20 protein-coding genes are annotated in these 25,810 nt (G+C 73.2%); 11 read left to right on the top strand and 9 right to left on the bottom strand.

Annotated features, from left to right (window positions below):
• The first annotated feature begins 170 nt into the window (after window positions 1–170).
• The gene (locus tag WMF45_RS39500) at window positions 171–881 is read left to right on the top strand and encodes a helix-turn-helix domain-containing protein (RefSeq protein WP_437711106.1); all 711 of its coding nucleotides are present in this window, start codon (window positions 171–173) and stop codon (window positions 879–881) included.
• Between the two features lie 108 nt (window positions 882–989).
• On the opposite strand, the gene WMF45_RS39495 is transcribed toward WMF45_RS39500, so the two are convergent.
• Together WMF45_RS39495 and WMF45_RS39490 are read right to left on the bottom strand one after the other, a co-directional pair.
• Window positions 990–1,472 carry a hypothetical protein gene (locus tag WMF45_RS39495; RefSeq protein WP_437711105.1) on the bottom strand — a complete coding sequence of 161 codons (483 nt, stop codon included), beginning with the start codon at window positions 1,470–1,472 and terminating at the stop codon, window positions 990–992.
• Between the two features lie 264 nt (window positions 1,473–1,736).
• The gene (locus WMF45_RS39490) at window positions 1,737–3,242 is read right to left on the bottom strand and encodes a PE-PGRS family protein (protein WP_437711104.1); all 1,506 of its coding nucleotides are present in this window, start codon (window positions 3,240–3,242) and stop codon (window positions 1,737–1,739) included.
• Between the two features lie 22 nt (window positions 3,243–3,264).
• Between WMF45_RS39490 and WMF45_RS39485 the strand changes: the two genes are divergently transcribed.
• Together WMF45_RS39485 and WMF45_RS39480 are read left to right on the top strand one after the other, a co-directional pair.
• Window positions 3,265–4,311: a vWA domain-containing protein gene (locus WMF45_RS39485; RefSeq protein ID WP_437711103.1), complete on the top strand. Its 1,047-nt coding sequence runs from the start codon at window positions 3,265–3,267 to the stop codon at window positions 4,309–4,311.
• A gap of 300 nt (window positions 4,312–4,611) precedes the next feature.
• Window positions 4,612–6,843 (top strand): hypothetical protein, encoded by a 2,232-nt coding sequence (locus WMF45_RS39480; protein WP_437711102.1) that lies wholly within the window; start codon window positions 4,612–4,614, stop codon window positions 6,841–6,843.
• Between the two features lie 135 nt (window positions 6,844–6,978).
• On the opposite strand, the gene WMF45_RS39475 is transcribed toward WMF45_RS39480, so the two are convergent.
• On the bottom strand, window positions 6,979–7,815 hold the full coding sequence (locus WMF45_RS39475) for a ferredoxin--NADP reductase (protein WP_437711101.1): 837 nt from the start codon (window positions 7,813–7,815) through the stop codon (window positions 6,979–6,981).
• A gap of 462 nt (window positions 7,816–8,277) precedes the next feature.
• On the opposite strand from WMF45_RS39475, the gene WMF45_RS39470 reads away from it, so the two are divergent.
• From WMF45_RS39470 to WMF45_RS39435, 8 genes are all read left to right on the top strand, one after another.
• Window positions 8,278–12,321: a hypothetical protein gene (locus WMF45_RS39470; RefSeq protein WP_437711100.1), complete on the top strand. Its 4,044-nt coding sequence runs from the start codon at window positions 8,278–8,280 to the stop codon at window positions 12,319–12,321.
• Between the two features lie 93 nt (window positions 12,322–12,414).
• Entirely contained in the window at window positions 12,415–13,155 is a 741-nt protein-coding gene (locus tag WMF45_RS39465; RefSeq protein WP_437711099.1) for a Crp/Fnr family transcriptional regulator, read from the top strand.
• 102 nt (window positions 13,156–13,257) lie between these two features.
• A complete protein-coding gene (locus tag WMF45_RS39460; protein WP_437711098.1) occupies window positions 13,258–13,569 on the top strand; it encodes a hypothetical protein in 312 nt (103 codons plus the stop codon).
• Between the two features lie 247 nt (window positions 13,570–13,816).
• On the top strand, window positions 13,817–14,197 hold the full coding sequence (locus WMF45_RS39455; protein ID WP_437711097.1) for a dihydroneopterin aldolase: 381 nt from the start codon (window positions 13,817–13,819) through the stop codon (window positions 14,195–14,197).
• 43 nt (window positions 14,198–14,240) lie between these two features.
• Window positions 14,241–14,960: a molybdopterin-dependent oxidoreductase gene (locus tag WMF45_RS39450; RefSeq protein WP_437711096.1), complete on the top strand. Its 720-nt coding sequence runs from the start codon at window positions 14,241–14,243 to the stop codon at window positions 14,958–14,960.
• Window positions 14,961–14,994: 34 nt separating this feature from the next.
• Window positions 14,995–15,384 carry a YidH family protein gene (locus WMF45_RS39445; protein ID WP_437711095.1) on the top strand — a complete coding sequence of 130 codons (390 nt, stop codon included), beginning with the start codon at window positions 14,995–14,997 and terminating at the stop codon, window positions 15,382–15,384.
• A 274-nt stretch (window positions 15,385–15,658) separates the two neighbouring features.
• Window positions 15,659–16,663, top strand: a complete 1,005-nt coding sequence (locus WMF45_RS39440) for a hypothetical protein (protein ID WP_437711094.1) — start codon at window positions 15,659–15,661, stop codon at window positions 16,661–16,663.
• Window positions 16,664–16,830: 167 nt separating this feature from the next.
• Window positions 16,831–17,373 (top strand): hypothetical protein, encoded by a 543-nt coding sequence (locus tag WMF45_RS39435; protein WP_437711093.1) that lies wholly within the window; start codon window positions 16,831–16,833, stop codon window positions 17,371–17,373.
• 33 nt (window positions 17,374–17,406) lie between these two features.
• Here WMF45_RS39435 and WMF45_RS39430 read toward each other — a convergent pair whose 3' ends face one another.
• The 6 genes from WMF45_RS39430 to WMF45_RS39405 form a co-directional block, all read right to left on the bottom strand.
• Window positions 17,407–18,495, bottom strand: a complete 1,089-nt coding sequence (locus WMF45_RS39430) for an AAA family ATPase (RefSeq protein WP_437711092.1) — start codon at window positions 18,493–18,495, stop codon at window positions 17,407–17,409.
• A gap of 36 nt (window positions 18,496–18,531) precedes the next feature.
• On the bottom strand, window positions 18,532–22,455 hold the full coding sequence (locus WMF45_RS39425) for an AAA family ATPase (RefSeq protein ID WP_437711091.1): 3,924 nt from the start codon (window positions 22,453–22,455) through the stop codon (window positions 18,532–18,534).
• Between the two features lie 354 nt (window positions 22,456–22,809).
• A complete protein-coding gene (locus tag WMF45_RS39420) occupies window positions 22,810–23,835 on the bottom strand; it encodes an MvdD family ATP-grasp ribosomal peptide maturase (protein WP_437711090.1) in 1,026 nt (341 codons plus the stop codon).
• A complete protein-coding gene (locus tag WMF45_RS39415; protein ID WP_437719626.1) occupies window positions 23,832–24,824 on the bottom strand; it encodes an MvdC family ATP-grasp ribosomal peptide maturase in 993 nt (330 codons plus the stop codon). Before WMF45_RS39415 ends, WMF45_RS39420 begins: the two co-directional genes overlap by 4 nt.
• Window positions 24,825–24,875: 51 nt before the next feature.
• Window positions 24,876–25,112: a microviridin/marinostatin family tricyclic proteinase inhibitor gene (locus WMF45_RS39410; protein WP_437711089.1), complete on the bottom strand. Its 237-nt coding sequence runs from the start codon at window positions 25,110–25,112 to the stop codon at window positions 24,876–24,878.
• 358 nt (window positions 25,113–25,470) lie between these two features.
• Window positions 25,471–25,695 (bottom strand): microviridin/marinostatin family tricyclic proteinase inhibitor, encoded by a 225-nt coding sequence (locus WMF45_RS39405; protein ID WP_437711088.1) that lies wholly within the window; start codon window positions 25,693–25,695, stop codon window positions 25,471–25,473.
• Window positions 25,696–25,810: the final 115 nt, after the last annotated feature.

The raw sequence follows: 25,810 nt of genomic DNA, 5'->3' as shown, positions 1-25,810 counted from the left end.
ACGCGCCGAGGGCGAAGTGAATGCGACAGGGACGTCACGGATCGGGTTCAGGCGATATCCTAGGAGTGACGGAAATTGCCTGATGATGGATCACACTCATCATGACGCAGCGACGAATTTGGTTGGTTTGCCGACCCTGAGATCCCGTGTAGAGTGGCGCCCATCCTCCTATGAGAGCCGTCCGACAGAACAGCGACCTTCCCCAGGTGAACGGCGCGCTGCCGGTCGCGCTCGACGTACAGCCGGCCAGGCCCGTCGCGCAGGAGCAGGAGCTGGAGGAGGAGTGGACCTATGAGGTCGCTCACCACGACTCGCCGCCGGATCTCACGCATGTTGTCGGGGAGAACCTTCGGCGGCTAAGGACGCGGCGCGGCCTCTCGCTGGAGCGGCTCTCGAAGATCTCCGGCGTGAGCCGTGCGATGCTCGGCCAGGTCGAGCTCGGCCGCAGCGCGCCCACGATCAACGTCGTCTGGAAGATCGCCCGCGCGCTCAGCGTGCCGTTCTCGGCGCTCGTCAGCGAGCGCTCGGCGAGCGGCCCGATGCTGCTGCGCGTGGATCGCGCGAAGCGGCTGACATCGCACGACGGCAAGTTCACCTCGCGCGCGCTCTTCCCGTTCGACGCGCCGCGAACGGTCGAGTTTTACGAGCTCTGCCTGGCCCCGCTCGGCGTCGAGCATGCCGATCCCCACCCGCCCGGGACGACCGAGAACATCGTGGTCTGTCAGGGGACCGTTGAAATCAGCGTCGACGGACAGCGGTTTCTGCTCGCGACGGGCGACGCGCTCCTGTTCCAGGCGGATGTGCCGCACGTCTACCGCAACCCGGCGAACGTCGACTCGCTGATGTACCTGGTGATGACGTATTCGCTGCCGGCGCCCTGAGGCGGGGCGCGTTCCTCGCCGAGGAACGGGGGAGGGGGAGGGGCGGAGCAGCGCGAGGACGCCGGTGAGCGCCGACGCGCCGCTGCTCCGAGGAGGTTTGCGGCCGCGCTACTTGGTCATGGCGGGGGTGCACATCATCATGGGCATCCCGCCGCACATCATCATCATGGGCATCCCGGCCGACATCATCTTCGTCATGGCCTCGCAGCGCTCCTTGAGCATGTCCATCGACATGCCCTCGGGCGGCATCATCTTGCAGGTCATTCCGTCCTTGGTCATCTCACACGACATCTTGCACATCATGGGCATGCCCATGCCCATCATGCCGGGCATCATGGGCATGCCCATGCCCATGCCCATCATGCCGGGCATCATGCCCATCATGCCGGGCATCATGCCCATCGTGGGCATGCCCATGCCCATCATGCCGGGCATCATGCCCATCATGGGCATGCCCATGCCCATCATGCCGGGCATCATGGGCATGCCCATCATGCCGGGCATCATGGATGCGCCAGCGGCCATCTCCGGCGTCGACATCATGGGGGACATCGTCTGCGGCATCATGGGCATCTGCATTGCAGTGGTCATGGGGGCTCCTGTCGTCAGCGCTCGTTGCTTCCGGGGAGCCGTTCTAGCCGGCCGGCGTGCCGTCGCAACGCGTTAACATGGGCGCCTGTCGCTTTGCTCCAGTCTAGCGGAGGCGCCTCCACGGCGTTGGAGGCGCCGGCGCCCTGGGCGGACGAGCATCCACGATAGCGACGGCCGCTCCGCCAGGAGCGCGCTGGAGCGGCGTCCAGGCGAGGCCGGGTGTGCAGCGGTCACGAGATAGCTTCTCGAGCTCAGCAGCGCTGATCAGTTGAACTGCAGGTTCGCGGCCGCCTTACCGTCCTGTCCCGCGCCCGCGGCGCCGCCGCTCGGGGTCGTGCCGCCAGCGCCGCCGTACCCGGGGGCGCCGGTCGAGCAGCTGTTGTCTCCGAACGTGAAGCCGACGCTCGCGGCTCGCGCCAGGCAGGCGCTCGGGCCACCGCCCCCGCCTGCGCCCGGGCCGCCGTCGCCGCCATTGCCACCCCTGCCGCCGACGCCGCCGTTACCGGCGTCATCAGGACCGGGGCCGCCAGGGCCGCCGTTCCCTCCGAACTGCGGCGCTCCTCCGTTGCCGCCGCGACCGCCGTTGCCGCCCTTTTCGGTCGTGATCTCGTTGCGGGAGACGACCACCCGTCCGGCCGCCGCGAAGATACCAAAGCTCCCGCCTCCACCGCGGCCAGCCTGGCCGCTGCGGCCTCCGAGCCCGCCGCATCCGCCGCTGCCGCCGCCACCGCCGCGATCATCAGGGAATACCGAGCACGAGCCGCCGCCGCCGCCGCCCGCGCCGCCGCCGCCGCCGCCGTTCGTTCCCTGCTGCCCGTCGGTGCCGTTCGCAGGCTGGTAGACGCCCGAGGCGATGCGCCCGAGATTCGCGCCCCCTGTTCCCGGCGTCCCTTGCGATCCCGCCATGCCCGGTGCGCCATTTTGTTCTGGCGAGGTGCGCGTCGAGCAGCTTCTCGACGCGATGCCCCCCGCGCCGCCCGCCGCGCCCTGGCTGCCCAGATGGCCCGCCGCTCCGGTGTTCGGGCCATGTCCGCCATATCCACCTCTCCCGCCAGGCTCGTCGCAGGTGGGCGCCGGGCCGGCATTGCCGAGGCCGCTGCAGTTGTGGCAGCCCTGCTCTCCCGCATTCCCCGCCGTCGCCGTCCCCACCATGTGCGCCGCCCCGTTCGTCCCCGCGGCGCCGGCCCGGCCCTCCTCCACGTTGATCTGGTTGAACCGCACGAAGAGATCCGCCGTCCCCCCGCCGAGGCGCACTCCGTAGGTGCTCGCGCCGGCCGACGACGGGCTCAGCGCTTCTATCGAGAGGCCCTCGATGTGCGTCGGCTGCGTGATCGACGGCGCGTGGAACACCGTGCCTGTCGCGCGCACGGTGGTGGTGACCGAGGGCGTCCTCCGGAACTTGAAGTCAGCGTTGGCGTGATCGAACCCACCGTAAATGCTGATGCCGGACACGACCGTGACCGCCTCCTGGTACAGCTCGCCCGACAGGCAGATCGCCGGAACCGCGCCCGCCTGCGCCACCTCGATGGCCCTGGCGATCGTCTCCACCGGCGCGTTGCGCGTCCCGCTGGCGGCGTCGTCCCCCGTGCTCGCCGAGACGTAGATGCATTGCTCGACGAGCCCGTCGCCGCCGTCGCAGTTGTCGTCGATGAACTCGGCGTCGATCGGATCCTCGCCCGCCTCTCCCGCAGCGGTCGGCGTACACGCGTATTCACAGCCGCACTCGTCCCCCGTGAGCGGATTGCCGTCCACGTCGTGTGTGCCCGGCAAGCATCCCAGCGCGCATCGATCCGTGCCCCCACCGCCGCCGCCGCCCGCCTCTTCGCTGCCCTCCTCTCCACCGGAGCCGCCCTCGCCCCCACCCGAGCTGCCCTCACTCCCGCCCGAGCCGCTCGTGGCGGCGGCGCTGCTCGATGATGCTGTCGTTGTGCTGCTGCTCGCGGAGGACTCGCCGCCCGCGCCCGAGCCGTCCTCGATGGCGGGCGACGACCCCATGGTGGCCGACAAGTGGACAAGCGCGAAGGCCGGCCTGACGGCGTTCGTCAACAGCGCGAGGTTCGCCGGCGTGCGCGTGGCGCTGCGCTTCTTTCCGCGGGTGGCGGACGACGTGCCGGCCTGCGACCACGAGGCGTACAGGGAGCCGCTTGTCCCGTTCGGTCCGCTCCCCGACAACGCGGGCGCCATCGTCGCGGCCATCGAGGCCGAGTCGCCGAACGGAGCGAGCACGCCCGTCTATCCGGCGCTGGGCGGCGCGCTGCTCCAGGGCATCGACGTGGCGAAGAACCACCCCGGCGAGGCCTCGGCGGTGCTGCTCGTCACCGATGGGCAGCCCCAGGGGCCGGCGGCCCAGTGCGCCGGGGTGAACCCGGAAGACCCGGACGCCATCGCGGATCTCGCGGCGGCGGGCGCGCGCCACGGCACCCCCGTGCGCACCTTCGTGATCGGGCTCCCGGGCGTGAACCAGCGCTTCGCCAACCAGGTCGCGGCCGCGGGAGGCACCGACGCCGCCGTCCTCGTCGGGGCGACCAACATCGCCGTCGAGTTCCAGAACGCGCTCGCGAAGGTCACGGGGCAGGCGCTCCCGTGCGAGGTCGAGGTCCCTTCCCAGGTGGCCGGCGGACAGGTCGCCTTCGCCGACGTCAACGTCCTCTTCGGGCTCGACGGCGCATCGCCGGAGATCCTGCCGCAGCGCCCCGGCTGTGACGGCCCAGGCTGGCGTTACGACGACCCGGCCTCTCCCGCGGCCCTCGTGCTGTGCCCCGATACCTGCGAGGCCGCCAGGGGCGCTTCCATCGCGAAGATCCAGATCCTCCTCGGCTGCGAGACCGTGATCCTCTGACCGGGCGCAGCAGAAGGACCGCCCGATCTCGAGGGAGAGAGGGCCAACCGCCGGTGTGATGGAGATGACGGTAGGAGCGGCAGAGAGGCCCAGGAACATGCGGCGCAGACGCGAAGCGTCATGGTGAGGCGGCTCACCACGCCGGCGGCGTCGAGGCGCGGATCGTGGGGCCGGCACGAAGGCGTGAGACCGGCGCGCGCGGGCGGCGCCCGGCGGCGCCCGGCGCGGCGAGCGCCGCCTTGCAACTCTGCACTGCGCTTTGTGGACTCCGGGCCCCCAGAGCCGTAAGAGGACGGAACCATGACGAAGGAGTCCTCCCTCGCTGCCGCAGGCTCGCCGCGGCACGCCGCCCCCGCCGCGCTCCATCCCGCCCTGGTGCTGAGCGCCTACCTCGAGCCGCTCGTGCGCGGCCGGCGGGTCGCGGTCGTGGGTGACGCCACCATCGGCCTCGCCGACCGGCTGCTCCAGCGCGGAGCCCGCCTCGTCCATGCCTACGACCCGGACGCCGCGCGCGTCGCCGAGAAGCTCGCGCGGACGGCGCCCACCCGGCAGCCGCACCCGAACGTCGCCGTGTTCGAAGGCGATCTCGGCGTGCGCGACGGCGCCTTCGACACCCTCGTCATCCCCGATCTCTCCCTCTTCGGCGATCCCGCCGAGGTCGTCCGGCGCGCCCGACGCCTCACCGCCGCGAGCGGCGTCGCCGTCATCGCGTCGCCGAACCCGGAGGCCGCGCGGGGCCTGCTCCCCGCGGGCGCGCGCCGCGGCGCGGCGCCCGGCTACTACGCGCTCTACGACCTCGTGGCGCTCCAGTTCAAGCAGGTGCGGATGGTCGGCCAGGCGCCGTTCGTCGGCTACACGGTCGCGGAGTTCGCGCCGAAGGGCGAGCCCGAGGTCAGCGTGGACACGTCGATCCTCGACGCGTCCGAGGAGCCCGAGTGGTTCATCGCCGTGGCCGGTGAGCGCCTGCCCAGGCTCGACGCGTTCGCCGTGATCGAGCTGCCGTTCGCCGACTTCCCGGGCGCGAGCGCCGGCGCGTCGCCCGAGGCGCTCACCGAGGCCGAGGGGCGCGCGCAGCGGCTCGGGGGCGAGCTCGCGGAGCTGCGCACCCGGCACCAGCGCGACCGCGAGGACGCCGGGGTCCGCGCCGAGAGCGCGGTCGCCACGGCCGCGCGCCTCGCCGAGGCGGAGGCGGAGCTCGAGGCCAGGGCGGCGCGCCTCCGCGACGTCGAGGCCAGGGCGGGCGACGCCCACGTCCGGGCCGAGCGCCTGTCGCACCAGATCCGCGACATGGAGGAGGAGCTCCGCAGCCAGCGCGATCGCGCGACCCGGCTCACCAAGCAGCTCGACGACGAGAAGCGGATCCGGACCAAGGTCGAGCTCGAGCTCGGCATGATCCGCAACAAGCCGGAGATCGCTGGCGCCCGCGACCGCCTCGACGCCGCGACGTCCGACCTCGAGGCAGCGCGCGCCCGGATCGCCGAGCTCGAGGCGCGGCCCGCCGTGGCGGCGCCCGACCCGGCGCTCGCGGCGCGCGTGGAGGAGCTCGAGGCCGCCGCCGCGGGGGCGCGGCGGGAGCTCTCGAAGATCACGTCGGAGCGGGACACGGCGCGCAGGCGCGCGCAGGAGAGCGAGCGCGCGCTGGAGGAGGCGCGGCGCGCGGGGGGGCGGGTCGAGGAGTTGGAGGCCGCCCGCGCCGAGCTCGCGCGTGACCGCGATCGGCAGAAGGAGCGGGCGGACCGGAACGAGCGCGAGAGCCGCGCGCTGGAGGACCAGCGGAGCGCCCTCGACGCGCGCAGGCTGCTGCTCGAGGCGCGGATCGTGGAGCTCGAGCAGGCCGTCGTCGCGCTGGAGCAGCGGGCGTCGGAGCTCGAGAAGCGCGACGCAGGCGAGGCGGCGGCCGCGGAGATCGCGGGCCTCGAGGAGGCGCTGCGCGACCGGGGCCACGTCATCGCGTCGCTCATGGCGCAGCTGCGCGAGAGCGAGCGGGTGGGCAAGGAGCTCGTCGACGAGCTCGGGACGGTCTTCGCGTCGGCGCCGGCCGACGACGGCGGGCCGGGCCAGGCCGCGGACGGCGGGCAGGGCGGAGCGCTCGCGGGGCAGGGCGGGCCGGGCGGCGCGGTGGAGGCGCTGCGGCAGCAGCTCGACGCGCTGGCGCGGAGCGCCGCCGCGAGCGAGGCCGATCTGCGCGCCGCGGGATGGAAGATCGCGCAGCTCGAGCGCGAGCTGACCGAGGCGCGCGACACGGCCGGCTCTCCGCCGGCGCTCCACGAGGAGCTCGAGCAGGCGCTCGTCGCCGCGCAGGCGGAGATCGCGGCGCTGCGCCGGGCGGCGGAGCGCGAGGACGTGGCGGTGGCGCGCGAGGACGTGGCGGTGGCGCGCGAGGACGTGGACGTGGCGGCAGTGCCCGAGGACGTGGCTGGCGCGCGCGGGGAGGTGGCCGTCGTGCCCGACGATGTCGGCGTGCCGCCCGAGGTGATCGAACAGACGGTGCTCCTCCAGCAGGTCGCCAGCGCTGTCGAAGCGAGCGTGTGAGCCGCGGTCTGGACCGGGGCGGGCGGCGACCCCGGTCCAGAGCCGAAGCCGCGGCCTGCGCGCCGCATCGACCCGCGCGTCAGCCGTGACGCCGACGCGGGGGCCCGGGCGCAGCCCGACGCGCGGCGCGCTACGTCACGCCGGGCCGGACAGGGTCGTGCTCTCGGCCGGCGACGCGCTGGCGAGCGGGGAGCGCTTCTCGCCCGCGAAGGCCTTCTCCACGAGGTAGTCGCCCGGCTCGCCGCTGTTGCCCTCCTCGAAGCCGCGCGACTCCAGGAGCGCGGCGGTGTCGGCGAGCATCTCCGAGCTGCCGCAGAGCATCAGCCGGTCGTGCGCGGGGTCGAGCGCGGGGAGCGCCAGATCGGTGAAGATGCGGCCGGACTCGATGAGCGCGGTGATCCGGCCCTCGGTCTTGAACGCCTCGCGGGTGACGGACGGGTAGTAGCGGAGCTTGGGCCGCACGATCTCGCCGAGCAGCTCGTCCGCCGCGAGCTCGTGCTCGAGGTAGCGCGCATAGGCGAGGTCCTGCACGCGGCGGCACGTGTGCGTGATGACCACGCGCTCGAAGCGCTCGTACGTCTCGGGGTCCTTGACGACGCTGAGGAACGGCGCGAGGCCGGTCCCGGTCGCCAGGAGCCACAGGGTCCGGCCCGGCCGCAGGTTGCCGATCGTGAGCGTGCCCGTCGCGCGCTTGCCGACGAGGATCGTCTCGCCGACGGCGATGTGCTGCAGGCGCGAGGTCAGCGGGCCGTTCGGCACCTTGATCGAGAAGAACTCGAGCGTCTCCTCGTGGTTTGCGCTCGCGAGGGAGTACGCGCGGACGAGCGGCTTGCCCGCGACCAGGAGCCCCATCATGCAGAACTGCCCGTTCGCGAAGCGGAAGCCCGGCGAGCGGGTGGTCTTGAGCGTGAAGAGCTTGTCCGTCCAGTGGTGGACCTCAAGCACCGTCTCTTCTGTGTAACCGGGTACCATGTCGTTCATCCTTGTCGGTGCGAAAGCATCGCGGCGAGGTGGTTCGAAAGAGCGCGCTCCCCGATCAAGACAGCGGGGCGGCGCAGCGGTGCGCGAGCGCGCCGAGCTCTACCGCAAGGTCGTCTTCCATGAGTTCGCCGCTTCACATAGCAATGATGCAAATGATAATCAAGATCGCCAGCGACCCATGGGGCCGTCCACGTTGTGGCGCACGATCTCGTGGCGCGTCGTCCTCTAGGGGCGACGGCGCTCCTTGACGATGCCCCTGAGCCGCTGGCCACACGCCGCGGAGACCGCATGCCGCGGGCCGGGCGGCGACGGCGGGCCGGGCGGCGACGGCGGGCCGGGCGGCGACGGCGGGCCGGGCGGCGACGGCGGGCCGGGCGGGGCGGGCGGGTCAGGAGCGCTGCGCCGCGCGGCGTCTCTGTGCGCACGCGTTCGCTCGCGCTAAGGACCGGGCCGATGCGCGCTCCTCGCCCCCTCTCCACGCTCGCCCGGCTCGCCGGCGCCGCCGCCCTGGCCCTCGCGCTCGGCGCCTGCGGCGCGGTCACCGCGCCCGGCGCGAAAGACCCCATCGCCTCGATCCGCGACGCCGGCGCGCACTCGACCGACGGCGAGGTCGTCGGCCGCTGGCTCCTCGGAGAGCTCCTGGTCCCGGGCGGCACGCCTTCCGGCGCCAGGGAGGCGCGCAAGCGCCTGGACGGGATCGGTGCGAAATCGATGCTCGCGTCGCTCGGGCGCGCGATCGACGACCAGGGGCACGGCCGCAACGCGCGCGCGGCGGCGGCCTACCTCGACGCGCTGGACGCCGCCCGGGTGAGCGCGCACCCCGACGCCCCCCTCGTGGGTTGGTTCGCCGCGAACCGCCTGCTCGGCCTGCGATCCAGCGTCGCGGGCCTCTGGAAGAAGTCCCGCGAGGTCGTCCTGCGCGCGATCGACCACCCGGGCAAGCTGGGCTGGCGCGCGCGCGGAGAGCTCGTCGAGTGGTGGAGCCTCGACGGGCTGCCCGACGAGGCCGCCACGGCGCGCCCGGGCGGCGCCGCCGGGACCGCCGACGACGGCGCCGTCGGCGCCGCCGCGCCCGCCGTGCCGCTCATCGACCGCGCGGCGCGCCGCTACGGGTGCATCGAGAACGCCCGCTTCGCCGGCCCGTTCGGCCACCTGGCCGCGAGCGACCACCGCGTCCACCACGAGGCGGAGCGCGCCGGCCCCTGGCCGCCCGTGTTCCCGCGCGATCCCCACCGCAGGGGCCCGCCGCGCGTGCTCGGCGCGGAGCGCCGCGGCTGCCAGCTCTCGGCCGTCGCGCCGGAGGGGCCCGGCGAGGGCGGGGCCAGCGGAGGCATCTACTACGTCGAGACCTTCCTCGACCTGCCCGCCGAGCGCGAGATGCTCATCGCCGTCCAGGGGGCCTACGCCATCCTCGTCGACGACGTCGAGGTGCTGACGCGCGACACGAAGCAGTGGGGGATCTGGCCCCGCTTCGGCGTCCGCCTGCGCCTCGGCCCCGGCCGGCACCGCGTCCTCGCCCGCGTCGGGGGGCGCGACACCTCCATCCGCCTGCTCGCGCCCGACGGCACGCCCCTCGGCGTGGCCACGTCCGCCGATCCGACGCCGCCCTATTCGCTCGTCGCGCCCGAGGTGCTGCCGGATCCCAACCCCATCGAGCCGTTCCTCACGGCGCTCGGCGTGCCGCCGCAGCCCGCGCCGAAGGTGGCGCGCGCGCTCGGCCTGCGCGGCGCGCCCCCCGCCGAGCGCGACGTGGGCGATCCGATCGCCCGGTACCTCGCGGCGACCATCGCGCACCTCGAGGGCCAGGACGACGTGAGCGCGGTGCTGATCGAGCCGCTCGTGGCCGATCCTGCGCGCGCCACCGGCCCCGCGCTCGCGGCCCAGGCGGTCTTCCTCGAGAAGGACCCGATCTTCCCGGCGTCCGACGGGCAAGACCTCGTGAAGGACGTGCGCGCGCGCGCCGCGGAGAAGGACCCGGAGCTCTGGTACCCCCGCCTCTGGCTCGCGCTCGAGGAGGCCGACAAGGTCGGCCTGTCCGAGATGACCCGCACGATCGAGGCCCTCGCCGACCGCTTCCGGGAGGTGCCCGACCTCCTGAAGACGCTCGCCGGGATGTACTCGCGCCTCGGCTGGCGCGTCGAGCACGTCCGCACCGTGAAGGAGGCCGCCGCGCGCTTCCCGGACGACATCGAGGTGCTGGGCGCGCTCCTCCGGATCCACGACGGCGACGGGCACATCGCGCAGGCCGACGCCCTCGCCGCGCGCATCCGGGAGCTCGATCCCGACGCGGAGATCGAGCTGGAGAGGGCGATCGATCGCCGCGACTACGCGGCGGCGATCACGGAGCTCCGGCGCCTCGGCTCCGCCCGCAAGGACCGCAAGGACATCGCCGCGCGCATCGCCGACCTCCTGACCCGCGCCGGCAAGCGCGCCGAGTCGTTCGAGCAGCTCGAGCGCGCGCTCGCGAAGTCGCCGGACGACGCCGACGCGCGCCTCGCGCTCGCGGACGCGCGCTTCGCGCGGGGAGAGCGCGACGCGCTCCAGAAGGCGCTCATCGAGGCGATCCGCACCGGCGCCGACACCTCGGGGCTGCGCGACGCGATCGAGCTGCTCGACGGCACGACGGAGCTCAGCCCGTACCGGCTGGACTCGAAGAGGGTGATCGCCGAGCACGAGGCCTCGGGCGAGGTCATGCCGGGCACGGCGGCGCGCGTGCTCGACTATGCGGCCATGTGGGTGCACGAGGACGGCTCGGCGCGGATGCTCCAGCACGAGATCATCCGGATCCAGTCGCGGGAGGCCATCCAGGAGCACGCCGAGCAGCGCGTGCCCGAGGGGCTCGTGCTCAAGCTCCGCACGGTCAAGCGCGACGGGTCGATCCACGAGCCGGAGTTCGTCGAGGGCAAGCCGACCGTGACGATGCCCCACCTCGAGGTGGGCGACTACATCGAGGTGGAGAACCTGTTCGTGCTGCGCGGCGACGGGCAGGGGGGACTCACGTTCCAGGGCCCGCGCTGGTTCTTCCGCGAGGAGAAGGTCCCCTACTGGCGGAGCGAGTTCATCGTCGTGTCGCCGAAGAGCCGGCCGCTCGACGTGGAGGCCTCCGGCCCCGTCCCGGCGCCCGAGATCGTCGAGTCCGGCGCGCTCGTCACCCGCCGCTACCGGGTCGACAAGAGCCCCGCGCTCCCGGAGGAGCCGGCGAGCGCGCCGATCTCGGAGTTCCTTCCGAACATCCGCATCGGCTGGGGCATCCGCCTGGACAGCACGATCGCGCGCATGGTCGACGCGGCCGCCGACGAGACGCCGCGCGATCCGCGGCTCGTGCGGATCGCGCGGGCGATCGCACGTACGCCGCTCGCGCCGCGCTCGCCGGCTGCGGGCGGCGGCGAGCAGGGGAAGGCCGCCGGCGCCGCGCAGGACGCGCGCGGCGAGGGCGCGGCGCCGTCGAAGGACGAGCAGGCGCGCCGGATCTACCGGTGGGTGCTCGCCAACGTGGAGCCGGGGCGCGAGGACGACGGCCGCCGCGTCGTCATCGGCAAGAGCGGCAACCGGACCGAGGCGTTCCTCTACCTGTGCCGCCTGGTCGGCATCGACGCCGGCTACGGCGTGGTGAGCGACCGGCTCACCGCGCCGCCACGCGGGCCCATGAGCGAGGCCGAGACGTTCAACGCGCTCGCCGTCCGCCTCGACACCGGGGACAAGCCCGGCGCGGGCGCGGTGCGCTGGATGTTCGTGCGCGACAAGTTCGCGCCGTACGGATACCTGCCGAGCTCCCTCCGCGGGCAGCCGGCGATCGTGCTGAAGCCGGGGACGCCGCGCGAGGTGACGCCCTCGTCCGGCGCGCACGACGGCGTGGTCACGGAGGGCGTCGCCGAGGTGGCGAGGGACGGCTCGGCCTCGCTGACGATCGAGCAGCGGTACGAGGGCAAGCTCGCGATCGCGCTGCGCTCGGCGCTGGAGTCGCTCCCCGACGCCCAGCTCAGGGACGCCGTCGAGTCGCGCCTCCTGCCGCAGATGGTGCCGGGGGCGCGCCTCCAGGCGATCGAGATCAAGGAGCTGAGCGAGATCGACCGGCCGCTCACGCTGAAGATGAAGATCGCCGCCGCGAGCTTCGCGCGCGCGCAGGGAGGGGAGCTGGTCATCACGCCGCCCTTCGGCGTGCGCGTGGCCAGCCTCGCCAGCCTGCCGGTCCGCGAGACGCCGCTCTACCTGTCCGAGCAGATCGCGACGCGCTCGGAGGTGCGGCTCCGCGTCAAGCTCCCCGCGGGCGCGCGCGTGATCACGAAGCTCGCTCCGTCGAAGGCGGACGACGAGGGGCGCGCCGTGCGTGTGAACGATCGCATGGACGGGGGCGCGCTGGTCCTCGAACGCTTCCTCGAGCTGCCCGCGGGCCGCGTGCAGCCCGATGCCTATACGAAGTTCCAGCAGTTCGCCCGCGCGGCGGACAGCGCGCTCGACCGGGACATCGTCGTGCAGCTCGACCGCGACGGACGCTGAGCGCGGCGCTCCGTTCGCCTCGCGCCGAGCCTCGGTCGCGGGGATTCCTGTGTGTCAACCCACGCGGTATGGATTACTCTTTTGTTCCCTACCGTGAGCGATCTGGATTCCCAGTACGCGCAGGATGCTGGCCGCCAGCCCACGGATCCCGTGAAGGCTCGGGTGGCGCGCGCCTTCCGGCTCTCCTCGCTGTTCGCGCAGGTGGATCGCGAGGTGCGGGAGGCGGTCACGGACGCCGCGGTGCTCGAGGTGGTGGCGTCCGACGCGGCGATCTTCGAGCAGGGGGCCCCCGCGGACACGCTGGTGGTGCTCGGCCGGGGGCGCGCGCGCGTCGAGCGCGTCAACGAGGCGGGGGCCGCGTTCCCGCTCAGCTACCGCGGCACGGGCGACGTGCTCGGCGAGTCGTGCCTCGGCGGGCTGGAGACGCGGACGGAGCGGGCGATCGCGATGGATGAAGCCGAGGTGGTCCGGGTGCCGCTCGCGCTCGTCCGCGAGCTCTGCGCCCAGCACCCGGGGTTCGGTGGCGCGGTGTTCGCGCTGCTGGTCGCGCGGCAGCGGGAGACCGAGGACCGGATCGAGTCGATGCTCTTCAAGAACGTGGGAGGGCGCCTCGCCGAGTTCCTCCTGCACGCGGCGGAGCGGTGGGGCGTGCCGACGCCGCGCGGGACGCTGATCTCGGCGCCGATCACGCACGCGGAGATCGCCCAGGTGATCGGGTCGACGCGCGAGACGGTGACGCTGACGCTCGGGGCGTTCCGGAAGGAGGGGGTGCTCGACGCGGCGGGGCGGCGCCTCATCGTCAAGGACCGCGAGGCGCTCGCCCGCAAGCGCTAGGCCCGGCGCGCTCCGCGCGGGCGCGCGCGCCGTTCCCAGTTGACGTGGCGCACGAAGCGTCGATACGCCTTCGCGGGTCGACCCCGCAGGAAAGGACCGCTCATGCCGAAGCTCAGCTCCGGGACAGCCATCGCCGTCGCATTTCTTTTCGGTTGCTCCGCGTCGTACGTCGCGCCGCGCTTCCTGGTGCCGCCGGTGCAGGCGGGGACCGATCCGCCCCGGTGGGAGGTTCGGTGCGTGGACGTGGAGACGGCGCGCGTCAGCGACAGTCAGGTGTTCGAGGTGACCACCACGGCCGGATGGAACCCGGTCCTCAAGCGGTTCGGGCAGGAAGGCTGGGAGCCGGTGCAGTTCCTGCGAAGCGAGATGACCGCGAAGATCGAAGCCGTGTGCTTCAAGCGGCCTCTCCTCTGACGCACGTGGCGCGCAGGTGACGTGGGTGGCGCGCAGGCGCCGCGCGCCTCGGGGGCGGTCGCGCAGGCGCCGCGCGCCTCGGGGGCGGTCGCGCCGGGACAGGCCGAGACGGCCGCCGCGCGCCGGGAGGGCCGCCCGCGCCGCCGAGACGGCCGCCGCGCGCCGGGAAGGCCGCGGCGAGCGGGCGAGCCTGCCGCCTGGCATTCTTGCGGCGGAAGCCGGCCGGAAGGCGTGCTAGGGGGCGCCGATGGAGTCCGCGATCAAGACGTACCGGATCCGCCTTGACGGCATCCGCTTTCGCGCCAAGCACGGCGTGTCTCGCGCCGAGCGCGACCTGCCCCAGGATTTCGTCGTGTGCCTGGAGGTGGAGCTCCCGGTCTCGCTGTTGCCTCGAGCGGACACGCGCGCGCGCGTCTTCGATTACGACAGGCTCGCGAGCCTCGTCGTCGAATCGGGCACGAGCGCGTCGTACAAGCTGCTCGAGACGCTCGCCGAGCGCATCATCGAGCGCGTGCTCAACGACACGCCGGCGCTCCTCGTGACCGTTCAGGTCAAGAAGTTCGGCCCCCCGACGTCGGTGTCGGTGGACGCCGCATCCGTGGAGCTCTCGGGCCGCAAGGTCGGATGAGCTCGCTCTTGCAGGCGTCTGGAGCGCTCGCCATGGTCACGTGATGGGGGACGACGCGGGGCGGCGGGCGAGGTCGTTGATCGAGCGCAAGCAGGCGTTCGCCGCGCGGCAGGCGGCGCGCGGCAAGGGCGCCTTCGACGGGCTCGCGCCGATGGGCAGCGGGCCACCGAACCGGCACGGGATGCCGAGGCTGCCGGTCGGGCAGCGCGAGGTGACGAGCTGGCCGGTGCTCGATCTCGGCGATACGCCGGACATCCCGACCGAGCGCTGGCAGCTCGAGATCGACGGGCTCTGCGAGGCGCCGCGGACCTACTCCTGGGAAGAGTTCATGGCGCTGCCGCAGACGCTCGACGTGTCCGACTTCCACTGCGTGACCACGTGGAGCCGCCTGGACAACCACTGGATCGGCGTCCGGTTCGCCGCCCTCGCGGAGCGCGCGCGCCCGCTCGCGGACGCGCGCTTCGTGCTGATCGAGGCGAGCGACATCGCGCCCGGCACGCAGACCCCCTACACGACGAACCTGCCGCTCGAGGAGGCCATGCTGCCCGACGTGCTGCTCGTCCACACCTGGGAGGGCGAGCCGCTGCCGCGCGAGCACGGGGGCCCGGTGCGGATGATCACGCCGCAGCTCTACTCCTGGAAGGGCGCGAAGTGGATCCGGCGGATCACGTTCACCGCGGCGGATCAGCCGGGGTTCTGGGAGGTCCGCGGCTACTCGAACACGGCGTACCCGTGGTTCGACGATCGGTACGGCCGCCGCTGAAGCGGGCGCCGCGCGACGAGGAGGGCGAGCCACCATGCCCGGCGAGGAGAGCGTGAAGCGCACGGAGGCCTACGCGAGGGAGCACCTGGCCAACGAGCGGACGCACCTCGCCTACGTGCGCACGGCGATCGCGCTGCTCAGCTTCGGCATCACGCTCAACCGGGTGAGCCTCTACTTCCTGGAGGCGGGGCCGCCGGCCGCGCCGGGAGGGCCGCGGTCGTTGCTGCGCGAGGTCGTGGGCGTCGGCGCGGGGATGGTCGTGCTCGGGATGGCGCTCATCGCGTGGGCCGCGATGCGTTACCTGCGCGTCGCTCGCGCCATCGAGCGTGGGGAGTATCGTCCCGACCGGACGGCGATCCTGATCTTCACGGCGGCGCTCTTCCTGGCCGGCGCGGCGAGCATCGCCTGGCTGTTCGCCTCCTGAGCCGGAGGCAGTGCGCTTACCCTGCTGGAAGGCTGCCTCGCCAGCGGCGCATTCTGGCGAAAACTTGCGTGACGCCCGTGGGCCCGACGCGGCATAGTGCGCGCCTCGGATGACAGGCAAACGACACCCCGGCGGATTGGGGCCGCCAGGGTGCCGGCGCCTCAGCCTCGTGCCGGAGGACTGGAGCATGGATAGGCCGCTCGCGCCTTGGTTTGTTGGTTCCATTCTTCTCATCGGCCCAGCGACGTTCTTTGCATGTGGTGACGTGCCCTATATGGGCGGAGACTGCGCGGTCACGGATGACTGCGAGTCGAGCCACCAGTACGTGCCGGGCACGGTCTGCGTCGATGAGCGCTGTGTGTGCGGCGAGCCGGGCAAGGTCATCTGCTGCGCGCGCGGCGAGGAGGGCTCGCGTGGCGAGCCGGACCCGGAATGTTTCAAGGAGTGCCTCACCTGCGACGAGTGCGCGGAAGGCACCGAGGAGGGCACCGAGACGTGCTCCGGGGTGCCCGTCGATTGCGAGAGCGACGCGGAGTGCCCTGGCCCGCCCGACCCGCGGTGCGGCGCGGGGCGGTGCGTGGACGGCGCGTGCGCGGTCGAGATCCACGAAGGCCCGCTCGAGTCGCAGATCCGGGGCGACTGCAAGATCGAGGAGTGTACAGCCGATGGTCGCGTGGTCAGCGCCGCTGCCCAGGATGTCTACGATGATGGCAACCAGTGCACCCTCGACTTCTGCGAGGTCGATGAACCGCAGCACCTCCTGTTGAACGAGGTCACCTGCCCCGCCTCGGGCGAGGGGCGGTGCCATGAGGGCGCCTGCGTGCAGTGTGTCGCCACGGACGCGTCGCTGCTCTGTCCCGGCGGGCGCGCGTGTGATGGCGTCTGGTGCGTGCCGGAGCACTGCGTGAACGACGTGCAGGACGCCGGTCGCGGAGAGACCGGCTTCAACTGCGGTGGCCCGTGCCGGCCCTGCCAGGCGGGGGACCGCTGCCGCGCGGCCGCGGACTGCATGAGCGACGTGTGCACGAACGAGACCTGCATGATCCCGACCTGCAGCGACGGGGTGAAGAACGGCCGCGAGTCCGGCGTCGACTGCGGCAAGCTGTATTGCCCGCGCTGCGAGCCGGGCCGGGGCTGCCAGACCGGCGCGGACTGCAAGAGTGGCGTGTGCTGGGCCGGCGCCTGCGAGGCGCCCACCTGCAAGGATGGCGTGAAGAACGGCGACGAGGCCGGCGTCGACTGCGGCGGTGAGGGGTGCGCCGGGGCGTGTCCGGAGTGAGCGTGTCGTCGGCGGCCACCTCGGAGACGGCGACGCCGGGGCTTCCCGGATCACGCCCTGAGCCGTGAGCGTTCACCCGCGGGAATCCCGGTTGACGTCCAATTTCACCGTCGGTAGGACGGCTCGCGTCGTCACGTCGCACGTCCGCCGGGGAAAGGGGAGGTACCATGGGCACGAGAGGCTGGCAGGAGATCCCACGGGCGGTCGTGGTCGTCCTCCCGCTCCTCGCCGCGCCGGCGCGCGCAGGAGCGGCCGAGATCAGCGCCGGTGCGAGCATCGGGTGGATTGAGATCGGCGACGATTATCGCCCCTCGGTGGGTCCACAAGCGGCGATATCGTGGCGCTTCGAGCGAGACTTCGTGTTCACGGTCCACGACCTGTGCACCATCCACCTGGGGCCCCAGCACGGCGGGCTCGGTGTCTACAATCAGACGTCACTCGACGTCGGCGTCGCGTGGGACGAAGGCAATTTCAGTCTGGGGCCATCGGTCGGGCTCTTCGACATGCCGTCGTGCGGCGCCGCCTTGTGCGGGCGCGTCGCCGGGGTGGCGATAGGCGGGCATGCGCAGGTCAACTCGTACTTCGCAGGGCCGCTGGGCTGGTCGACGAGCGCCCATGTGCAGTGGCTCGGCGGGGAGAGTCCTGTGCTTCCGGGCGAGGTGGCCTTCGTCGTCGTCGCTGGTCCCGTGCTTCGATGGATCATCGAATGAACACGAGGAGACCTCTGTCGTTGATGGCGGACGTCATTCCTCCTCCGCCGCGCCGCTCGCCAGCACCGTCTCTCCACCATTCTTGCGAAGCTCGATGAGCCGGCAGGGCGTCGCCTTGCGGATCCGCTCCGCCAGCGGGCGGGAGTGCGTCGTGATCCACAGCTGGCTCCGGGATGCCGCGTGCACAAGGAGATCCCCGAGCGGCCCAAGCAGATCCGGATGCAGGCTCGTCTCCGGCTCGTTCAGCGCCATCAGCAGCGGTGGCCTCGGGCTCAGCAGCGCCGCCAGGAGGCAGAGATAGCGCGCCGTGCCGTCCGAGAACTCGCGGGCGTCGAGCGGCCGCGACATCCCTGGCATCCCGAGCTCGACGCGGAACCGCCCCTGCGTCGAGGAGACCTCGAGCGACGCGCCAGGGAACGCGCTGGAGACGGCATCCTTCAAGGCGCCCCTGTCGCCGATATCCAAGATCGTCGCCAGCGCCGCGGCCAGATCGTGGCCATCGGTGCTGAGCACCGGCGTCCGCACCCCGACCTGCTCGACCCGCAACGGCGCGCCGGAGTCGGTGCGGAAGTGGTGATAGAACCGGAAGTTCATCAGCTTTTGCCGCACCACCGAGAGCAACGGAAAGCGGTGCGGCTCCACCACCTGCGCCAGCACCGACTCGGAGCCCCAGAGCGAGAAGGGAAAGGTCACGCGGTGGCCGTCCGCGTCGCGCGCGAAGGCCGAGCCCGCGGCCCGCTCCAGCATCGGCAGGCGGCGGCGCTTGTCGAGCAACCAGAGGTTCTCTTCCTTGATGTCCGGGTCCAGCTCGAACGGCCCTCCCGGCGGCGGCGTCAGCCCGCACTGGAGCTCGTAGACGAGCTGATCCAGCCGCACCCGCAGCGTCATCCGCACCGGGCCTTTGCTGCGCTGGCCTGCCCAGAGCACCGAGGGCATCCCCCCCTCCTCGGCCAGCGTGCGCGCAAAGGTCCCGCTCGCCGCGGAGCCGAGCAGCACCATGGTGCGATAGAGGTTGGTCTTGCCGACGCCGTTCGGTCCGACGATGACATTGACCTGCGCGAGGGGGAGGGTCAGCTCGCGGATCGAGCGGTATCCCGAGACGTGGAGCTCCTGGACCGTCATCCCGCCCAGGATAGCCCATCGCGGTGACCGGCCTTGCTACCGCAGGCGGTGCTCGCGGAGCACGTCGGCCGGCACCGCCTCGCGCGCGAGCTCGCAGAGCCGCGCGTGGTGCGTGAAGAACAGCACCTGCGTCGTCCCCGCGAGCTCGCCGAGCACCGCGAGGGCGGCCCGGGCGCGGTCGTCGTCGAAGTGGATCAGGATGTCATCCAGGATGAGCGGCATCGGCTCGCCCGTCCGGGCGTGGTGCTCGAGGCTCGCGAGGCGCAGCGCGAGGTAGAGCTGGTCGCGCGTGCCGTCGCTCAGGCCCGTCACGTCCACCTCGCGCTGCACCGGCGCCCTCGCGGGCTCCGCCGCTGCGTCCGCGGTCGCCTTCGCGGGCTCCGCCGCTGTGTCCGCGGGCGCCTTCGCGGGCTCGTCCGCTGCGTCCGCGGGCGCCTTCGCGGGCTCCGCCGCGCCGTCCGGCGCGGGTGCCCTCGCGGCCGCTGCCCCGCCGATCGCCGCGCCGGACGTCGCGCGCACGCAGCGGAGGATCGCCTGCTCGCTCTCGTCGTAGCCCACCCGGAGGCCGGCGAAGGCGCCCAGCGTCAGGCGATGGAAGAGCGCGCTCGCGCGCGCCAGGATCGGGCCCTGGTTGCGCTCGCGGTAGCGCTCGATCTCGCGCTCGAGCAGCACCGCGGCGAGGCGCGCCCGCACGTAGCGGCGCACCTCGCCGCGCAGGTGCGAGAGGCAGATCTGCGCCTCGGCGGCGGCCTCCGCGGCGCCCACCGTCGCCCGGAGGTGCTCGCGCTCCTGCTCCAGGCTCCCGAGCGCCCTGTCGATCCGGCGCCGCTCGTCCTCGAGCGCCGCGAGGCGCTCCTCCGCCCGGTCGAGCTCGAGCGCGAGCGCGTCCCGCTCCACCCCGGCGGTCTCCTGCTCGAGCGCGGCGATGCCCGCGCCCTCGCCCGCCTCGAGCAGCTTGCCCTCGTTCTCGACGAGCTCGCGGTCGAGCCGGCGCGCCTCGCGCGAGCGCTCCTCCGCCAGGGAGAGCGCGCCGATGTCGTCGGCGTCGTCACCGCCGCGCGGGACGCCCGCCGCCTCGAAGAGCTTGGCGAGGCGCGCCTCGGCGGCCGCGCGGCGCGCCTCCTGCTGATCCAGCTCGCGGCGCTTGTCGGCCAGGCTCCGCGCGATCTCGCCGCGCTCGCGCAGGTCGGCGCGCGCCTTGTGGTGGCGCTTGATCAGCTGATCGGCGGCCTGATCCGCCGGCAACGGGGCGAGATCCGGCGCGTGCCGGGACGCGAGCTCGGCGACGTCGGCCCCGAAGGCCCGGGCGTCGCGCTCCATGCCGCGTACCCGGCGGCGCTCGTGGGCGGCGCTGTCCGCCTTGCGGAACAGCGCGCCGAGCTCGTCGAGGATCGCCGTAACCTCGTCCGCGGAGGCGTCGCCGGGCAGGCCGAGCGGCCGCACGCCCTCGGCCCACTCGGCCCGCCACGCATCGAGCGCGCGCGCGTGCTGCGCTTGCTCGCGCTCGAGGTCCTCGATCTCGCGCTCGAGCTCCTTGCGCTCCCGCAGGAGCTCCTTGCGCTCGCGGGCCGCGCCCTCGATGGCCGCGAGCTCCTGCTCCGCGGCCTCGACGAGCGCCGGGAGGCGCGCCGGCGCATCCTCCGGCGCCCCGGCAGCGTCGCCGCGCGAGCTCGCGCCGGCCGCGTCACCGCGCGAGGCGCCCGGCGCGGCGCGGGCGCCCTGGAGCGCCGCCTGGAGCTCGGCGGCGTGCGCCTGCATCCGGGCCCGCAGCGCCTCGGCCTCGGCCTCCGCGGCACGCAGCCGGTCGACCGTGGCGGTCAAGGCCGCGTAGCGGCCGAGCCAGCCGCGCATTTCCTCGGGGGAGCGCGGGGCGACGCCCGCGGGCCGCCACAGCTCGAGCCACGCGGCCTCGGCCTCCTCGGCCCGGCGCGCCAGCGCGGCGCGCTCCGCGGCGAGCTGCGCCTGGTCCGCCTGGGCACGCGCCTCGTCCGCGAGCAGCCGCGCCAGGCGGGCGACCCGGTCGGCCTCGCGGCGCAGCCGATCGGCGAGGGCGTCGGCGGCGCGGACCAGGTCGGCGTAGTCGTCGGGCTTCCCCCGGGCGGCCGTCGGCTCGTCGCGCGCGGCGAGCGACGGCCTGCGCCGCCCTCCGGGCGAGGCGGGCGCGTCCGCGCCGAGGTCGAAGAGCGAGGCGGTGTGGATCGCCGCGGCCGCCGCGCGGGCGCCCGCCTTCGCCTGGAGGGCGCGCACCAGCGCCTTGAAGGCGGCGTCCCGGCGCTCGCGCGCCTCCGCGAGGTCGGCCTCCGTGGGGACGGCGCCGGCGCGCTGGAGCGCGTCGATCTCGCGGGCGCTCTCGCGGAGGCGCGCCTCGATCTCGGCTGCGCGCTCGCCGAGCCGCTCGCGCTCCCGGGCGAGCGCGCCCCACTGCGCGGCCGCCTGGTCGACCGTCTCGGAGAGCGGGACGGGCAAGGCGCTCGCCTCGGCCGCGGAGAGCGGCCGGCCTCCGGGCGCATCGCCCGCGTCGAGGCGCGCCCGCCGCGCTGCCGCGAGGCCGAGCCGATCGCGCTGCGCGTCGGCGTCGCGGGAGAGCTGCGCCGCGGCGGCGGCGGCCTCGCGGAGGCGGTGCTCGAGGTCGCCCTGCTTCTGCGCGCGGGAGAGCGCGCCGCGGAGCGGGGCGGGGTCCTCGCCCGGCGGCAGCTCGGCCAGCCTGCGCGCGCAGGCGTCGCGCCGCGCGCGGTGCGCCGAGAGCAGCCGCTCCACCTCGCGCGGCTTGGCCTCGGCGGCGCCGCGCTCGCGGGCGAGCTTCTTGATGCGCGCCTCGGTCGCGACGTCGACGCGCATCGCCTCCAGCCGCTCGGGGTCGTCGCCGCAGGCGAGCGAGGCGTCCCGCCCGAGCCTGCGGAGGATCGCGCGCGCGTCCTCCTCGACGCCGTGGAGCTCCGCCCGGACGCGCGGCAGGTCGACGGCGGCCTTGCGGTGGCTCCCGAGCCGGGTCACGAGGCCGTCGATCGCGCCCGCGTCGAGGTCGGCGAGCGACGCGGGGACCTCCAGCGCGGCGTGGCGGGCCTCGAGCTCCGCGATGTCGGCGCGGAGCCGCGAGGCCTGGGCGCTCGCGTCGGCGGCGCGATCCTGGGCGTCCTCGCGGTCGCGCTGCGCGCTCTCGGGCAGCAGGACGACGTGGCCGAGGGCGGCGCGCCGGCCGAGGATCGCGCGCCGCGCCTCGAGCAGCGGGAGCACCCGGAGCGCGCGCCGGAGCCGCTTGTCGGTCGACCGGAGCGCGCGCAGCTCCGCGTCGACGCGCTCCTGCTCGGCCCGCTGCTCGTCGATCTCCTGCCGCTTGCGCGTCCAGTCCGCGGGGGGGTGAGCGGCGCTCCTGGCCCCGTTGCGGGCGGCCTCGAAGGCCTTGATGGCCTCGTTGAGCGGGCGGGTCCTTGCCTGGGGCGTGAAGATCTCGTCCGCCTCCTGGCGCAGTGTGGTGAGCAGCTCATGCAGCCCCGGCCCGCCGAGCCCCGCGCCGAACAGGCTCTGACCGACGTCGCCCTTGCCCTGGAGCAGGGCCTCGGCGCCCTGGCGGAGCGTCTCGTGGGTGAGCCCGAAGGAGGTCCGGAAGAGCTCCTCCGTCACGCCGCCGAGCACCGGCGCGAGCGCGGCGTCGTCGAGGGGGTTGTCGTCCGGGTCGCGGAGCGTCTTCACGCGCCCCTTGCGGCGGACGAGCGCGAGCGCGGCGTCGCCCCTGCCCGCGAGCCTGCCGCCGACGCGGAGATCGGTGTTGTGGTGCAGGTGGGCGTCGGGCGTGATGTGCGGGATGCCGTAGAGCAGGCCGCGGATCGCCCGGAGCGCGGTGCTCTTCCCGGCCTCGTTGGGGCCGTAGACGACGTGGAGGCCCGGCGACGGCGAGGAGAAGTCGAGCCGGAGATCCGTGAAGGGGCCGAACGCGAGGAGGTGGAGCTCTAGGATCTTCACGAGATCGCTTGCCGGGCGCAGGGGGCGGCGCCCTCCCCTGAACGGATAGCAAGTGCGGAACCTCCGTGCGTTGTCAAGCCGCACCGCGCGGAAGCATGCGACCAGGCGCGACGACGCGAGGTGCTCGACAGCGGCCGCTTGCCTACTTTTGCGGGGCAGAGATCCTTGCCAGGGATGTCGCGAGCGAAGAGAGATTCAACGCAAAGACGCAAAGGCGCAAAGGCGCAAAAAAGAACAAATCTCGTGCAGTTTTGCGTCTTTGCGCCTTTGCGTCTTTGCGTTGAATTCTCTCCTGACCCCTCTCCGGACGTCTGGCGGGCGGAGCTAGATCCACCCCCTCTACCGAAAGGGCGCTCAGCGGGGCTGCGTCGCCGGCGTGTGCAGGAAGGCGCTCCACGAGCCGCGCCGCGGCGCCTTGCCGAGCAGGACCTCGGCGAGCGCCTCGCTGATCGGGAGCCCGGGGTTTCGCTCCAGCCAGAAGAACTCGCCGGACGGGTTGACCTCGAGGAAGACGTGCCGGCCGTCCGGCGTGCGGAGGATGTCGATCGCGCCGTAGTTGAGGCCGAGCTGATCCATCAGCCGGAGCACGCCCGTCTCGACGTCGGGCGGGAGCGTGTCCTTGCGCCAGGCGTCGATGAGCTCGATCCCCTGCCGGCGCCAGTCGACCTCGGCGCCGGGCGCCGCCTGCGAGTCGACCGAGGCCGTGAAGACGCGCTCGCCCACGACCGTGACCCGCAGCTCGCGCGCCTTCGGGATGTTCTCCTGGAAGGTCATCGGGCAGAGCGAGAGCCCCCGCATGTCCGCGAGGTCCTTCGCCTCGAGGGCGTTCGTGAAGACCACGTGCTCCTCGCCGTCGCGGTAGACGGCGAACGACGAGAGCATCTTGGCGATGACCCCGCCCGGGCAGGTCGAGGCGAAGGCCCGCGCCGCATCGGCGTCGTTGGTCGTGAGCGTGCGCGGCGTGTCGAGGCCGACCTCGCGCGCGATGTCGAGCTGCACCTGCTTGTTCGACGCGAAGCGCACCGCCGGCAAGGGGTCGACCTGCGGGACGCGGAACGCCGCGAGCATGCCCTCCGCGGTCTGCTTCGCCTCGTGGATCGACGCGCTCCGGAGCTGCGGATCCATCGACGAGGGCAGCCTGGCGCCGTAGGCGACCCGGCGATACCAGACGGCGGTCACGTCGCCGAGGTCGAGCGCGCCGTCCCGGGTGGTCAGCGTGGAGCGGCCCGCCCCGGCCCCCGACGAGAGCGAGAGCCGCGCCCCCGCCGGGAAGGCGTCGGTGTCGAAGCGGAAGGCCCGGCCGCCCAGCCTGGCGATCGCGGCGGCGACGCGGTCGATGCACTCGTTGTCTTCGCTGTGCGTGATGATGAGGACTGTCACCGGTTCTCCGTCGGAGCGAGCAGCGCCTCCGCCAGCGCGTCGGCGATCGGCAGGCCGAGATCGCGCTCCAGCATGCCCCACTCGCCGGCGGGGTTCACTTCGAGAAAGACGTGCTCTCCGTCCGGCGTCCGGATGAGGTCGACGGCCCCGAAGACCAGCCCGAGGGCGCGAAGGAGCGCGCCGAGCTGCGCCTCGACGTCGCGCGGGAGGGCGTCCGGCTCCCACCCGATGCCGACCTCGCTCACGTCCGGGTGGCGCCAGTCGACAGCGACCGACTCGTAGCGGGTCGCGTCGAGCGCGCCCGGGAAGCACCGGCCGTCGACGCAGGCGACGCGCAGCTCGCGCGCCTTGGGGATGCGCTCCTGGAAGATCATGGGGCTCTGGCGCAGCCCCGCGAGGGCGTCGAGGTCGGCCTCCGCGACGGCGTGCGTGAAGACGAAGGGCGCGCCGCCGGCGAGGCTGGTCGAGAAGGGCGTGAGCATCTTGGTGACCACGTTCCCCCCGAGGCGCGCGAAGAGGCCGCGGACCTCGGCCGGGTCGTTCGTCACCACCGTCTCGGGGATGCGAAGGCCGACCGACGCGGCCACCGCGAGCTGCCGCAGCTTGTCCTGGGCGCGCTCCTCGGCCGCGGGCTCGTTGATCCAGCGCCGCGCGGGGAGCCCGCGCAGCCAGCCGGTCAGCGCCGCCATCGACTCGCGCACGCACGCGCCGCGGTACGCCTCGGGGATGCCCGCGCCGAGGTCCGGCGCCCAGAGGCGCCGGAGCCAGACCGCGGAGATCTCGTCTCCGCCGAGCTCGGCTCCGGCGTCCTCCAGGCGGCGGCGCACGCCGCCCGGCCCGAGCGCCGTCGAGAGCGTGATGTCGCGAGGGAACCGGTCGACGTCCAGGCGGACGGGGCGAGCGCCGCGCCTTCGCAGCGCCTCCGCCACGCGCCCGATCCCGAAGTCGTCCTGTGAGTGCGAGACCAGGAGGACGCTCGCGCTCGCCATCGTCACGTCAGGGTGCCTCTCTCGCACGGGCGCGGGCGGTCCATGCGGTGCTCAGGCCTCGTCGCCGTCCGAAGGGTACTTCATCGTGGTGTAGATGGGCTCCTTCCCGCCGCCCCCGCCGTCCTCCTGGTCCGACGGGTACTTCATCGTCTGGACGGGCGGCCTGCCGGCCTTGACGCCGGTACGGACGCGCTTCTGATCCTCCAGGAAGCGAGCGAAGAACGGCACCGCCTCGGCGTCGTCCTTCTGCTCCTGCTGCTCGGGCTCACGGTTGTCGATATCGGCCATGGGATACCTCCAGATGGTTGCGTTGCCGCGGCGACGGAGCCGCCGAGGACAAGAGAGCTACCGTAGCGAGCAACCGGGCGGGGGTGCAAGCCCGAGGACGATCTTCGACGCTCTTCAGCGCTCTTCAGCACGATTGCAGCGGGCTCGACGTCGTGATTCCGCGATCCCGTGATGCTGCGATTCCGCTGCTGCGGGGATCTTTCAATCACGGGCGCTCGATTGTGTTGAATCGTGTTGAGCTTGGTTACGGGTTGTCACGACGTCGTTATGGAAGGTACGGAAGGTACGCGATGTTGCGGGCGATTTCGGTGGGTTCCGCTCGGCCGCGGGCGGTTACCCGCCGTGCGGCGTTCGCGGTTCACTTCACGGCCAGCTCTTCGTCGCCGTCGGAGGGGTACTTCATGGTGACGTCCTCGTCGCCGTCGGAGGGGTACTTCTTGGTGAGGTGGCAGCCGCCGGCTTTGACGCCGGTCCGGATTCGCTTCTGATCTTCCAGGTAGCGAGCGAAGAACGGCACCGTCTCCGTCTGCTCCTCCTGCTCCGTTTGCTCGTTCTGCTCGTGATCACGATCGATATCAGCCATGGGGGACCTCCAGATGGAATGACTGCTTTGCGGCGGAGCCGCGGAGGAGAGCATTCATTTGATCGGCCCGCGCTGCACGTGAAGTTTTGCCAGGCTCATCGCCTTCGCCCCGTCG

The organism is Sorangium sp. So ce448, assembly GCF_051520915.1.
In the GTDB taxonomy this organism is placed as follows: domain Bacteria; phylum Myxococcota_A; class Polyangia; order Polyangiales; family Polyangiaceae; genus Sorangium; species Sorangium cellulosum_B.
Note: the sequence above shows the minus strand (reverse complement) of the source record. Positions and strands in the feature narration are given on the sequence as shown.